At 72.6% G+C, this 12141-nt stretch carries 11 protein-coding genes; 3 read left to right on the top strand and 8 right to left on the bottom strand.

Annotation, left to right across the window (positions count from 1 at the left end; genetic code table 11):
* Window positions 1-23 precede the first annotated feature (23 nt).
* Window positions 24-956 (top strand): precorrin-3B synthase, encoded by a 933-nt coding sequence (locus VZF99_RS07180; protein WP_407335981.1) that lies wholly within the window; start codon window positions 24-26, stop codon window positions 954-956.
* A gap of 41 nt (window positions 957-997) precedes the next feature.
* Here VZF99_RS07180 and VZF99_RS07185 read toward each other — a convergent pair whose 3' ends face one another.
* Both VZF99_RS07185 and VZF99_RS07190 read right to left on the bottom strand, forming a co-directional pair.
* Window positions 998-2227, bottom strand: a complete 1230-nt coding sequence (locus VZF99_RS07185; protein WP_259822662.1) for a cobalt-precorrin-6A reductase — start codon at window positions 2225-2227, stop codon at window positions 998-1000.
* Entirely contained in the window at window positions 2224-3003 is a 780-nt protein-coding gene (locus VZF99_RS07190; RefSeq protein WP_067714487.1) for an SDR family NAD(P)-dependent oxidoreductase, read from the bottom strand. Before VZF99_RS07190 ends, VZF99_RS07185 begins: the two co-directional genes overlap by 4 nt.
* Before the next feature lie 105 nt (window positions 3004-3108).
* On the opposite strand from VZF99_RS07190, the gene VZF99_RS07195 reads away from it, so the two are divergent.
* Complete coding sequence (locus VZF99_RS07195; protein ID WP_069389236.1) at window positions 3109-3516, top strand: pyridoxamine 5'-phosphate oxidase family protein; 408 nt, start codon at window positions 3109-3111, stop codon at window positions 3514-3516.
* A 245-nt stretch (window positions 3517-3761) separates the two neighbouring features.
* On the opposite strand, the gene VZF99_RS07200 is transcribed toward VZF99_RS07195, so the two are convergent.
* Window positions 3762-4868, bottom strand: coding sequence for a M24 family metallopeptidase (locus VZF99_RS07200; protein ID WP_407335982.1), 1107 nt, complete (start codon window positions 4866-4868; stop codon window positions 3762-3764).
* Between the two features lie 93 nt (window positions 4869-4961).
* On the opposite strand from VZF99_RS07200, the gene VZF99_RS07205 reads away from it, so the two are divergent.
* Window positions 4962-5891: a 5'-3' exonuclease H3TH domain-containing protein gene (locus tag VZF99_RS07205; RefSeq protein ID WP_407335983.1), complete on the top strand. Its 930-nt coding sequence runs from the start codon at window positions 4962-4964 to the stop codon at window positions 5889-5891.
* 51 nt (window positions 5892-5942) lie between these two features.
* On the opposite strand, the gene VZF99_RS07210 is transcribed toward VZF99_RS07205, so the two are convergent.
* From VZF99_RS07210 to VZF99_RS07230, 5 genes are all read right to left on the bottom strand, one after another.
* Complete coding sequence (locus VZF99_RS07210) at window positions 5943-8603, bottom strand: DEAD/DEAH box helicase (protein ID WP_407335984.1); 2661 nt, start codon at window positions 8601-8603, stop codon at window positions 5943-5945.
* Window positions 8587-9648 carry a twin-arginine translocase subunit TatC gene (gene tatC, locus VZF99_RS07215; protein ID WP_132063311.1) on the bottom strand — a complete coding sequence of 354 codons (1062 nt, stop codon included), beginning with the start codon at window positions 9646-9648 and terminating at the stop codon, window positions 8587-8589. The genes VZF99_RS07210 and tatC overlap by 17 nt, the downstream gene beginning before the upstream one ends.
* Before the next feature lie 12 nt (window positions 9649-9660).
* Window positions 9661-10089 carry a Sec-independent protein translocase subunit TatA gene (tatA, locus tag VZF99_RS07220; RefSeq protein ID WP_120283197.1) on the bottom strand — a complete coding sequence of 143 codons (429 nt, stop codon included), beginning with the start codon at window positions 10087-10089 and terminating at the stop codon, window positions 9661-9663.
* Between the two features lie 108 nt (window positions 10090-10197).
* Window positions 10198-11166, bottom strand: coding sequence for a helix-turn-helix transcriptional regulator (locus VZF99_RS07225; protein WP_407335985.1), 969 nt, complete (start codon window positions 11164-11166; stop codon window positions 10198-10200).
* On the bottom strand, window positions 11163-12131 hold the full coding sequence (locus VZF99_RS07230) for a YafY family protein (protein ID WP_185950537.1): 969 nt from the start codon (window positions 12129-12131) through the stop codon (window positions 11163-11165). Before VZF99_RS07230 ends, VZF99_RS07225 begins: the two co-directional genes overlap by 4 nt.
* Window positions 12132-12141 lie beyond the last annotated feature (10 nt).

Genomic DNA, 12141 nt, shown 5'->3' on the forward strand with positions numbered 1-12141 from the left:
CCCCGCGCCTACGCTGGGTGCTCATGAACGACTCCCACCACGCGGCCGGGTCGTCCCGACCCGGGGACACCCTGCGCTTTCCCGGCGGCCGGCTGCGCCCCGAGCACTGGACCGCCCTGGCGGAGCTCGCCGCCGGACATCGCGGCGGCATCCAGCTCACGGCCAGGGGCGCAGCCCGGATCGTGGGCGCGGACCGGGATCCGATCGATCTCGCGGTGCGGGACCTCGAGGCCGCGGGCCTGCCCGAGGCAGTCGCCCACCCCAGAGGACGCGACATCATCGCCTCGCCCCTGGCCGGCCGGCTCGGCGGGCATCACGACGTCGGCGACCTGCCGACGGGGCTCGGGGCCGCGCTGCTCGCCCGCGACGCGGCCGACGCCCTGCACGGGCAGGTGCTGTTCGGGATCGACGACGGGTCGGGCGACGTCCTGGCGCACTCCCCCGACCTGGCGGTGGCGGTGGACGGGTCCGACGGCGGCGCGCGGGTCCACGTCGCCGGTCACCCCGTCCCGCTCCGGGTCGCGGTGGCCGACGCCGCCACCGTACTGGTCGACGCGGCCGTGAAGCTCACCGGTTCGGCGGGACCGACGCGAGTGCCCGGGTCCGGCGACCTGCACCAGCTCGTCGTCGACGCCCTGGGATCCCACCCCCGGACCATCCCCGCTCCCGTCGCACCGACGAACCCTCCTGCTACGGATGTAGACGTGCCGAGGGTGGGCTGGATCGACACCGCCGATGGGCTGGTGAGCCTGCTCGCCGTGGTGCCCGACGGCGTCGTGCCCGCCCGACTCGCCGAATTCCTCGGCGCGGTGGAGCGTCCGACCACCGTCTCGGCCGACCGGGTCATCGGCCTGCACGAACTCACCGAACCTATGGCGGAGCAGGTGGTGCGGGTGCTGGCACCGATGGGGATGATCTTCGACGCCGAATCGCCCTGGGTGACGGCTTTCCCGTGAGGTCGGTTCTGTGGTGAGGTCGGCTCAGCAGTTGGGCAGGCTCAGCGCGCGCCGAACCGCTCGACCAGCCAGCGGGCGGCGTCCTCGACGGAGTGCACGGTCTCAGGGACCCGAGGGGCCTGCGGGGTCTCGGGCCGGTCCACCATCACCACCGGTATGCGCAGGTCGCGGGCGGCGGCGAGCTTGGCCTCGGAGGTGGCTCCGCCGCTGTTGCGGGTGACCAGCACGTCGATCCGGTGGCGGGACATTAGCGTCCGCTCGGACTCCACCCCGAAGGGGCCCCGGTCCAATACCAGCAGGTAGCGGTGCGGCAGCGCCCCGGGGGGCGGCTCGGAGCACCGGATGAGATACGACCCCCGGGTGTCCCCGGCGAACGCGGACGCGCCCTGCTTGCCGACCGTGAGCATCGGCCGGCGGAAACGCTCCCGCACCACGTGGGCCGCGGTCTGCATGTCCGGGACGCGGATCCACTCGTCGCCCGCCTGCTCGGTCCACGGCGGGCGGTGCAGGCGGAGCAGCGGCGTGGCCGTCTCGCGCGCGGCGTGGACCGCGGACACCGAGATCTGGTCGGCGAACGGGTCGGTCGCGTCGATGACGGCGCTGACGCCGTTCTCGCGCATCCAGTGCGTTAATCCCTCCGCACCTCCGAAGCCACCGATCCGCACCTCCCCACGGGGGAGTCTCGGCCGCGTGACCTTGCCCGCCAGCGAGGTGACGACGTCCAGCCCGGCGGTGACCATGAGGTCGGCGAGTCGACGGGCCTCGCCCGTGCCCCCCAGCACCAGGATCAGGCCGGGCGAGCCTCCCGGCATCGCGGTCGCGGGCGGGGCGACGGGCTGAGACCGCGGGGCCTCCGGGGCGGGCGCGGGCCGCGCGTCCCGGAGGGCCTCGACAGGGGCGCCGGAACGAATGCCGGGCACGAGTTCCCAGCTGATCCCCTCGGCGTCGAGGGCGCCGGTGTGGGCCGGCAGCTCGGGGTGGTCCGTGGGATCGCCCGCATAGAGCCGGACGACCCGGTCGCCGCGGTCGACGGCCTCACGCATCCTCGCGGCGGCGTCCGTCGGCGACAGCGCGGAGGCGTCGATGACCAGGGCCGTCGACGGGCACAGTCCCAGCGCCCCAGGGCCGATCGGACCCGGCTCGGCCAGGACGGTGCCGCTCATGGCGATGAGTCGGGAGGCGCGGACGGTGAGCAGATCGACGGGGCCGGGACCGGTGCCGACAAGGTGTACGGCGGCCGGGTCGGCGCCCGACCGGGGTGGAGCGCTCACCGCGGCATCCGCCTCCAGATCGGCTGCGGGACGAGCCGTGCGACGGCGAACATCACGCGCAGCTGCCACGGGATCCACACCACACCCGCCGTGCGCGACTCCACCCGGTCGACCACCGCGTCCGCCACCTGGTCCGGCGTGGACGAGAACGGTGCGGGGTCCATGCCCTCGGTCATCCGGCCGATCACGAAGCCCGGACGCGGGATCACCAGCGTGACGCCCGTGCCGTGCAGGGCGTCGGCCATGCCGGAGGCGAACCCGTCGAGTCCCGCCTTGGCCGAGCCGTACACGTAGTTGGCGCGCCTGACCCGCTGCCCGGCGACCGAGGAGAACGCCACGAGAACCCCGCGGCGACGGGGCTTCATCCGCTCGGCGAGGACCGTGAGAAGCGCGGCCTGCGCCACGAAGTCGGTGTGCAGGATGCGGGCCGCGGCCCGGGAATCGCGCTCGGCCACCTCCTGGTCGCCCAGGATGCCGAACGCCAGGACGGCGATGTCGATCTCCCCGACCCGGGTCTCGATGTCCGCCACGATCGCGGCGTGCGAGTCGAGGTCGTCGGCGTCGAAGTCCACGAGCTCCACCGCGACGGCGCCCGCGGTCCGGAGTGGGGCCTCGAGCGCGGAGACGTCGCCACCGGGGCGGCTCGCGAGCACGACGGTGCGGCCGGGTGCGAGGCGGTGGGCGACGGCCAGACCGATCTCGCTGCGGCCACCGAAGACCACCACGACCTCACCGCCGGATTCGGACCGGGACGACGGGGTTGCGGATGTGGGCATGGGCCCAGTGTCCCACGTACCGCGTCGCGCTCTGCGTCGGCTTACTGCGGTCCGCTCACTGCGGCCGGCTCACTGCAGTCGGTTCACTGTGGCAGGCTCGGCGTCATGGCCCACTCGATGGCAGAACTCTCTGACGAGGCACACCGGTTCCTGTCCGAATACCACCTCGGCAGCCTGACCACACTCCGGCGCGACGGTTCGCCCCACGTGGTCGCCGTGGGCTTCACGATCGACGTGGAGGGCGGGCTGGCGCGCGTCATCACCCGGCGGGGATCGCAGAAGGCGGCCAACGCCCGGCGTGGCGGCCGCGCGGCGGTCTCGCACGTCGACCGCGGACGGTGGCTCACCTTCGAGGGCACCATCCGCCTCCTCGAGGATCCCGACTCGGTCCGCGAGGGCGAGCGCCGCTACGCGCTGCGGTACCGCGAGCCGAGTCCGAACCCCGAGCGGGTGGTGTTGGCGATCGAGGTGGATCGCGTCCTGGGCTCCAAGCAGATGTTCACCGGCGACTGACACCGCGGCCGGGCGCTCGGCGGGTGCGCGCTGGGTGCGCGCCGGGCCGCGGCCTGCCGGACGGAATCAGAGGAATCTCCCGGGTTCGCCTGCTCGGTCATAGCCGCCCGCCGCCATGGCGTCTCGCGTGAGCCGAGGCGCAGGCCGGACGACATGCCCGGGGGCGGCTGTGGCGGACGCGTGCAGGGGCGGGGGCGAGGCGCCAGGGGCGGGAGCGGATGCGGGCAGGCTGGCGTCCGCCGACTCTAGAGGACGCGCAGGCCGCGCTCGCCGTCGTTGAGGTCGCGGCGGCCATCGGCGGTGACGGCCACGATGTCCTCGAGCCGCGCGCCCCACGACCCGGTCGTGTAGACGCCGGGCTCGACCGAGAAGGTCATCCCTTCCTCCAGCACGGTATCGGCTCCGGGTGCGACGAACGGCGGCTCGTGCAGTCCCAGGCCGATCCCGTGCCCGGTGCGGTGGATGAACAACTCCCCGAGCCCGGCCGCGGCGAGGTGCTCGCGTGCGGCGGCATCGACCTCGCCGATCGCGATCCCCGGTCGGACGGACTCGCGTGCCAGGCGCTGCGCCTCCTCCAGCACCGCGTACGTCTTGGCGACCTCGGCGGAGGGCTGGCCCATCGAGTAGGTCCGGGTGCAGTCGGAGTGATAGCCGCTGGGCAGCGGCCCGCCGATGTCCACCACCACGATGTCCCCGGTCTCGACCACCCGGTCGGACACCCCGTGGTGCGGGTCGGCGCCATTCGGGCCCGAGCCGACGATCACGAACTCGGCGCGCGTGAGCCCCTCGGCCTCGATGGCGGCGGTGATGAGCTCGCCCACCTCCGCCTCGGTCCGGCCCACCTGCAGGAACTCCCCCATCCGGGCATGCACTGCATCGATGCGACGGGCGGCCTCGGCGAGCTCGCCCACCTCGTGCGCGGTCTTCACGGCCCGCACGTGGTCGATCACCTCCGAGGCGAGGACCACCTCGCCGTCGATTCCGTCCTGGAGCGGCACCAGGTGCAACGCCGGCAGGGCGGTGGACACCGCCACCCGCCCGGCGACCGACCCGGTGACGAGCGCGATGGCGTCGGTCCCGTCCGCCCACGGGTGGATCATCGCTCCCACACGGTCGGCGGCGCGCCGGGTGACGTCGGTGAGTTCGAGCGACGGCAGCACCAGCAGTGGCTCTGCCCCGTCCACGGGCACGACCAGCGCGGTGAGCCGCTCGTGCGAGTCCATGCGCTCACCGGTGAGGTAGGACATGTCCTCGCCGGAATACACCACCACGTGGTCGATCCCGAGGTCCCGCGCGCGATCGCGGACGGCTGCCAGACGGTGCGAGTGGATCTGCGTAGTGGGGCTGTTCATGTCCTCCACCGTAGGCCGGGGCCGCGGTGGGCCGGAGCCGACTAGCCTGACGGCAGCTACTAGCTCCCGACCCGACGACATCAAGGAGGCGCGGTGTCCCAGGCCCCGCTCATGGTTCTCGACAGCGCCGGCTTGTGGTTCCGCGCGTTCCACTCCGTGCCCGAGAAGATCACCGGCCCGGACGGCTCCCCCGCCAACGCCGTGCGCGGCTTCTGCGACATGGTGGCCGTGCTCGTGGACGAGTACTCCCCGACCGGCCTGGTGGCCGGCCTCGACCGCGCGTGGCGTCCGGACTGGCGGGTGGAGTTGTTGCCCTCGTACAAGGCGCACCGCGTGGGTGACGACGGCGAGGAGGACGCCCCCGCGTCACTGGGCCCGCAGGTCGAGTCGATCCGCGGAATCCTCGGGGCGGCGGGCATCGCCCAGGCGTGGGCGGAGGACGCGGAGGCCGACGACGTGCTGGCCGCGCTGGCCGCCCGGGATCGCGATGTGCTGGTCGTGACGGGCGACCGCGACCTGTTCCAGCTGGCATCGGCGAGCACCACGGTGGTGTACGTGGGAGCGGGGATGAAGAAGCGTCTGACGTACACCCCGGAGGTCGTGGCGCAGCGCTTCGATCTGCCCGTCGGTGACGACGCCCGGGTCTACGCGGACTACGCGGTGCTGGTCGGGGACGCCTCGGACGGGTTGCCCGGCGTGGCGGGGGTCGGTGCGAAGACCGCCGCGACCCTGTTGCGCGAGTACGGCGACCTCGACGGGATCGTCGCCGCTGCCGGCGATCCGGGGTCGGCGCTCACCGCCCGCCAGCGCACGGCGATCACCGAGGGTGCCGACTACCTCGCCGCCGCGCGCGGGGTCGTCCGCCTGGGCGGCCGCGCGTTCGACGTGCGGTTCGAGGGCGACATCGACGGTCGCCGCGGGGCCGTCGATCTCGATCGGATCGGGGCCCTGGGCGCATCGACCGGGCAGGCCCGCGCGATCGGCCGGCTCGTCGAGGCGACCGAGGGGCTCGACGCGGTCTGAGCCGGGCAGGCGCCCGTCGCCCCGATCCCGTCGCCGCTCGCCCGCGTCGGCTCAGGCCATGTGGTCGAGCACCACACCGCGGCGCAGTGACCCCACGGCGGACCGGGCGGTGCGGGCGAGCTCCGGTTCGGCGACCTGACCGACCTGGGCGAGGACGTCCACCACGAGGCGGGCGGAGCGGACGAAGTCGCCGGCGGTGAGTTCGACGCCCTCCTGCCACGAGGCGGCGAGGATCGAGGCGAGCGCCCCGCCGGAGACCCAGTGGTGCATCACGGGCGCGAGGCCGGCGTCCAGGTCCGGGGTGGTGGGCAGGCGGTGCGCGCGTTCGATCTCGGCGACGTCACCGGCCACCCGCTGCGTCTCGGCGAGGGCGGCGCGCAGGGTGTCGTCGGAGGGGTCGCGGACCGCGGAGTCCGTCCGCGGGTGGGCCACGACCGTGGTGACGACCGCCGCGAGGCCGGCGGCGTCGAGCCCGCGCCACACTCCCCGCCGCAGGCATTCGGCGACGAACAGGTCCTGCTCGGTGTGTACTCCGGCCAGGAGCCGCCCGGCGTCGGTGGCACGGAGTACGCCGTCCACCTTCTCGAGATAACCGAGGTGCCGGAGCAGGTCGACGATGCGGCGGAAGCGGCGGGCCAGCGAGTCGGCGTCGGCGTCGACCTCGGCGGTGAGCGCGGCCACGTCGGCGTCGGCGCGGGCCCAGCGCTCGTGGAGGCGGGCGAGCTTGTCCATCCGGGGGTCCTCGTGCAGCGGGTGCTGCCGGAGTGCCCGGCGCGCCGCGGCGATCCGCGGGTCCTTGCGGACCGGCTTACCGCCGGCGTTCTTCATCCGACCCTTCGCCTTGCCCCGCAGGTGCTCCATCCGCTGGACCAGTGCCCGCTTGGCGCGCCCGTCGAGCTTGCGGCGGCCCTTGGGCAGGTCGACCCGACCCACCGGGATCGGGGGCGAGGCGAAGTCGTTCTGGCGTAACCAGCCGGTCCACCCGGTGTCCGTGAGACAGAGCAGCGCGGGGTCGGACTGGATGTCGGTCCGGACCTGCAGCACGGTCGCCACCATGCCGAATCGTTTGCGGCCCACGGTGATCACGGAGCCGGCGGTCTGCTTGAGCATGGCCGCGCGCACGGACGCCAGCCGGTCGTCCCGATTCGACTTCTCGGCCTTGCGTTCCAACCGGCTGAGCTCGGCGCGCAACCCCATGTACTCGTCGAGGTCCGCGTCTCCCCCGGCCTCCTCGAGCGACGCCCGCATGCGGTCGCGCTCATCGGACCGGCGCTCGATGGCGCGGGACCGGGACACCAGGGTGCGGTCGGTCTGGAACTGGGCGAACGACCGGCCGATCAGGATGGTGGCCTCCTCGACGCCGAGCTGCTCGACGAGGTTGACCGCCATCGAATAGTCGGGAGCGAAGGCACTGTGCAATGGGAACCGCGGGGTGTCGACGAGCGCGGACAGGGCGTCCAGGTCGAGGTCCGGCTGGTCGAGCACGACTGCCGTGCCCTTGGTGTCGATGCCCCGTCTGCCGGCCCGGCCCGTGATCTGTGAGTACTCCGCGGAGGTGAGCATCGCGTGGGTGTCGCCGTTGAACTTGGTCGTCTTCTCCAGCACCACCGCGCGAGCCGGCATGTGGATGCCCAGCGCCAGGGTCTCGGTCGCGAACACGACCTTGATCAGCCCTGCGGAGAACAGCTCCTCCACGATGGTGCGGAAGAGCGGGAGCATCCCGGCGTGATGGGCGGCGAGCCCGTTGACCAGCCCGGCGCGGAACGAGGTGAAATCGAGGGCGTCGAGGTCGTGTTGTGGGACCTCGGCGCAGGCGGCGTCCACGTGTGAGGCAATACGCCGGGCCTCCTCCCCGGTGGTGAGCCGGAGGCGGGCGCGACGCATCTGAGCGACCGCGCCGTCGCACCCCGCCCGGGAGAACACGAAGTAGATGGCCGGCAGGAGTCGCTCGTCGTCGAGCTTCTCGATGACGTCCTGGCGTCTGGCCCACTGCGCTCGGGGCCGGGCCGCGACCCGCTCCTCGTGGTAGCCGCTCCGGGACCGTCTGCGCTGGTCGGCAGCGGCCTGGATGGGGATCAGGTCCCCATCGGTGTAGAGCATGTGGGCCAGCGGCACGGGACGGTGCTCGGACAGCACCACCGCGGTGTCGCCACGGATCTCGGTGATCCAGTCGCCCAGCTCGTCGGTGTTGCTCAGGGTGGCGGACAGCCCGACCAGGCGGACGGCCGGATCGAGGGTGAGGATGATCTCCTCCCACACGACGCCCCTCGAGCGGTCCCCGAGGTAGTGGATCTCGTCCATCACCACGCAGTCCAGGTCGTGGAGCGCCGACGAGCCGCTGTAGATCATGTTCCGCAGGACCTCGGTGGTCATCACCACGATGGGCGCGTCCGCGTCGATCGAGTGGTCGCCGGTGAGCAGCCCCACGTTCTCGGGGCCGAAGCGCGTGCGGAACTGCCGGAACTTCTGGTTGCTCAGCGCCTTGATCGGGGTGGTGTAGAAGCAGCGCCCTCCCCCGGCGAGCGCCCGGTTAGCCGCGTATTCGCCGACGAGGGTCTTGCCGGACCCGGTGGGCGCCGAGACGAGCAGGTTGCGTCCCGCGTCGAGGGCGGAGAACGCCTCCAGTTGGAAGGGGTCAGGCGAGAACCCCTCCCCGGTGAGGAAGTCCTCGAGCAGGTGATCGGTCCGGGGACGGTCAGGTGATGTCGTCATAGAGTGAACCGCCACCGGCCGGGGCCTGGAGCGGTCGGGTGTCGCCGGGCGTTCGGGTGCCAGTGTCCGGGGCCGGGGTGGTCAGAGGGGCGGGCCGCTCGAGTGGGCTGGATCCGCCGAGGTCGTCGGCGGGGCCGAGGGGCGAGGCGGATTCGTCGTCGACCTCGAGCCAGTCGGCGCGGGACTTGTTCTTGCGCTTGTCATGCAGGCGGGCGAACTGGATCGCGCCCTCGACGAGGATGGTCACCGCCAGTGCGAGGGCGAGCATCGAGAACGGGTCCTGGCCGGGCGAGGCCACGGCCGCGAAGACGAAGATGCCCATGATGATCCCGCGGCGAGACTTGGCGAGAACCTCGTAGCTCACGACCCCGGCGACGTTGAGCATCGCGATCAGGAGCGGGATCTCGAAGCTCACGCCGAAGATGAGGATGAGCTGGATGAGGAACGTGAAGTACTGCGTGCCGGACAACGCGGTGGTCTGGACGTTGTCGCCGATCGAGAGCAGGAACTCCAACGCGTGGACGATCACGACGTAGGCGAGCACCGCGCCGCCGATGAACAGCACCGCGGCCAGGATGGTGAAGACGACCCCGTAGCGCTTCTCGTTCTTGTGCAGGCCGGGCGTGATGAACGCCCACAGCTGGTACAGCCAGACCGGGCTGGCCAACACGATGCCGGCGGTGGCGGACACCTTGAGCCGGAGCATGAACTGCTCGAACGGTCCGGTGGCGAGCAGGCGACACTCGTCGCCGTCGTCACCGAGCTGTAGGCGCGCCCCCGGGGGGATGTCGCAGTAGGGGCCGGTGAGGATCCCGCCCAACGACGGGATGCCGAAGAAGCCGCTGCCGTACCACCAGAATCCGAAGCCCAACGTCACGATGATCGCCGCCATCGCGATGAGCACGCGGTTGCGGAGCTCGTAGATGTGCTCGATCAACGGCATGGTGCCGTCGGGGTTGCGGGGCCTGCGGCGGCGTCTGGTCAGCAGGCGACCGGCGCCACCCTTGCGGGTGGCGCCGGTGTCCGCGGTGTCGGTCTGCGTCATGGAGGGGTCGGCCTACTGCCCCTGCTGACCCTGACCGCCGTGGTACGGGGCGGTGGGGTCGGTGTACTGCTGCTGCCCCTGTGGCTGGTACGGCTGCTGGGGTGCCTGCGGGTAACCCTGCCCCTGGGCATTCGGCTGCCCCTGCGGCTGGTACTGCTGGGGTGCCTGCGGCTGATACTGCTGCGGCTGCGGCTGGGGCTGGGCGGACTGCTGTGCCTGGGGCTGCGCGTACTGGGCGGCGTTCGGCTGCGCCTGGGTGAGAGCCTGCGGCGCGGGGTCCTCGACCGGCTTGTCGTCGTTCTGCATCTCCTTGATCTCGGACTTGAAGATGCGCATCGACCGTCCGAGGCCGCGGGCGGCGTCCGGGAGCTTCTTCGATCCGAACAGCAGGAGCACCACCGCGAGGACGATGAGCCAGTGCCAGATGCTCAACGCACCCATGTCAACCTCCGTTTGTCTGACAACGTGCCCATGCTAGCGCACCCACACCGGGCGGCGTCACCCGAGCGCTCCCCGAAACCGGCTGCTACCTGGTTATTTACCGAGAATTCACGATTCCGTCACGGAGGTCTCCCCAGGCTCCGCCGAGTAGGCCTCCAGCCCCTCGCCGGCGCGGCGCGCCACCTCGGCGGACAGTTCGGGATCGGCGGCCCGCACGACGTCCGCGTGACCGAGCAGGAAGCGCAGGAGCCACGCCCGGTCGTGGTAGGCGATCTCCACGTCCAGGTCGCCGTCCGGGCGGCGGACGACGCTGTGGAAACGGAACTCGTCGAGGAACCAGGCCGCGGCGGCGGGGACACGGGCGGACTCCAGGCGGACGTGGCCCTCGCCGTCGTCCTGGGGTCGGGGTCCCAGCGCGCGGCGCGGCCCCACCTCCTCGACCCCGCTCATCCGGTCGGTGCGGAACGTCCGCCACTGACCCGACTCACGGTCCACCCCGTGGACGTAGGAATGGCCGTCGGCGACGGACAGGCGTGCGGGGTCCACGACCCGGGTGGTGGAGGTGTCGGAGCTGGCCGAGTGGTAGACGAAGCGCAGCGCCCGACCGTCGTGGACGGCCGTGCGCACGACGTCCGCGTCCGAGTCGGCCGTCTCGCGTCGGGCGTCGAGCCCCCCGGCGTGCACGTCGGCGCCGGTGGCGGTCCGGAGCGTCGACAGCAGGTCGCGCAGCGCGCCCTGGTCGATCACCTCCGGCTGGTCGAGGAACACCGCCAGCCCGGTCTCGAGCGTGACCGCCTCCGCGGCGGTCAGGCGGACCGGGCGGTCGATCCCGGCGGTGAAGGTCACCTCCACGAGATCGGCGTCGTCGAGGTCCTCGGAGGAGAAGGCGAGGTCGATCAGGTCACCGGGGCCGTACCCGGGCAGACCGCAGGACCACAGTTGCCACAGGGCGGCCCGGAGTTGCTTCTCGGTCAACCCGAGGTCGCGGGCCGCGTCGGCCACGGGGACGGCGCCCCGGGTGTGGAAGTACGGGACCACGCTGAGCAACGTGGCCAGCGGGACGGCGCGGGCGCTCATCGGGCGGCCTCCTCGGCGGCGGTGAGGATCGTCACGACCCGGACGCGGAGCTCGGCCGGGCGCAGGGCCACGGCGTCGGCACCCTGGGCGGCCACGAGCGCGGACAGTTCACCGAGCGGCGCGGCGACCTCGAGGTCGACCCCGTCCCTGCCGAATCGCCGGGCGGGGCTCTGGGACCGGGCCATGGCGCGCAGCTCGGCGGCTCTGCCGTCGGCGGCCCAGACCGTGGCCTCCACCAGGGGGTTGAGCCGGGAGACGGCGCCGTCCAGCAACGCGAGGACCTGCTCGGTCGGCGGGACGGGGACGGTCCGTGCGGCGCGCCCGAGCCGGACGTCGGAGATGCGGACGAGCCGGAACGTCCGGGGTTCGCCACGGTCGAGATCGTGACCGACGAGGTACCAGTGGCCGTGGCGGGATCCGGTCCACCAGGGCTCGACCCGCCGGGAGGTGGGTTCGGCGGCGCCCGCGGGGGTGTGCGAGAACGTGACCGAGGATCCCTCGGCGATCGCCTCGGCGACCAGGGCGGCGGTCGCCAGCTCGGCCGGGTCGGTCACGGACACGGTCGCGCCGGCGTCGTGCGCGGGCTCGATCCCCGCTGCGGTGAGTTTGGCCAGCGCCCCGTCGGCACGCGCGGCCCGCTCCCCCTCGCGCCACACCTCGGCCGCGACGGCGAGCACGCCGGCCTGCTGGGGCGTGAGGGTGATGTCGGGCAGCTCGTACCCGTGGGCGGGGATGCGGTACCCGGCCGGCGATCCGGGGGCCAGCGAGGCGCCCTGTTCGAGCGGGACCCCGGCGTCGCGCAGTTCCCGCTTGTCCCGCTCGAACATCCGCAGGTAGGCGGCGTCGTTCTCGGCGTCGTCGTACCCCTGGACCATCCTGCGGATCTCCCCCGCCGACAGGAACGCGTTGGTCGACCTCAGACAGATCACGAGGTTGACCAGACGTTGGGACTTCGAGGTGGGCACGCCTGGAGAC

The sequence above is a fragment of the Dietzia kunjamensis genome, assembly GCF_045689975.1.
In the GTDB taxonomy this organism is placed as follows: domain Bacteria; phylum Actinomycetota; class Actinomycetes; order Mycobacteriales; family Mycobacteriaceae; genus Dietzia; species Dietzia kunjamensis.

What these genes read in the sequence shown, in the direction of transcription:
- VZF99_RS07180 (WP_407335981.1), top strand. Translation starts at nt 24, where the DNA reads ATGAACGACTCCCACCACGCGGCCGGGTCGTCCCGACCCGGGGACACC.
- VZF99_RS07190 (WP_067714487.1), bottom strand. Translation starts at nt 3,003, where the DNA reads ATGCCCACATCCGCAACCCCGTCGTCCCGGTCCGAATCCGGCGGTGAG.
- VZF99_RS07195 (WP_069389236.1), top strand. Translation starts at nt 3,109, where the DNA reads ATGGCCCACTCGATGGCAGAACTCTCTGACGAGGCACACCGGTTCCTG.
- VZF99_RS07200 (WP_407335982.1), bottom strand. Translation starts at nt 4,868, where the DNA reads ATGAACAGCCCCACTACGCAGATCCACTCGCACCGTCTGGCAGCCGTC.
- VZF99_RS07210 (WP_407335984.1), bottom strand. Translation starts at nt 8,603, where the DNA reads ATGACGACATCACCTGACCGTCCCCGGACCGATCACCTGCTCGAGGAC.
- tatC (WP_132063311.1), bottom strand. Translation starts at nt 9,648, where the DNA reads ATGACGCAGACCGACACCGCGGACACCGGCGCCACCCGCAAGGGTGGC.
- tatA (WP_120283197.1), bottom strand. Translation starts at nt 10,089, where the DNA reads ATGGGTGCGTTGAGCATCTGGCACTGGCTCATCGTCCTCGCGGTGGTG.
- VZF99_RS07225 (WP_407335985.1), bottom strand. Translation starts at nt 11,166, where the DNA reads ATGAGCGCCCGCGCCGTCCCGCTGGCCACGTTGCTCAGCGTGGTCCCG.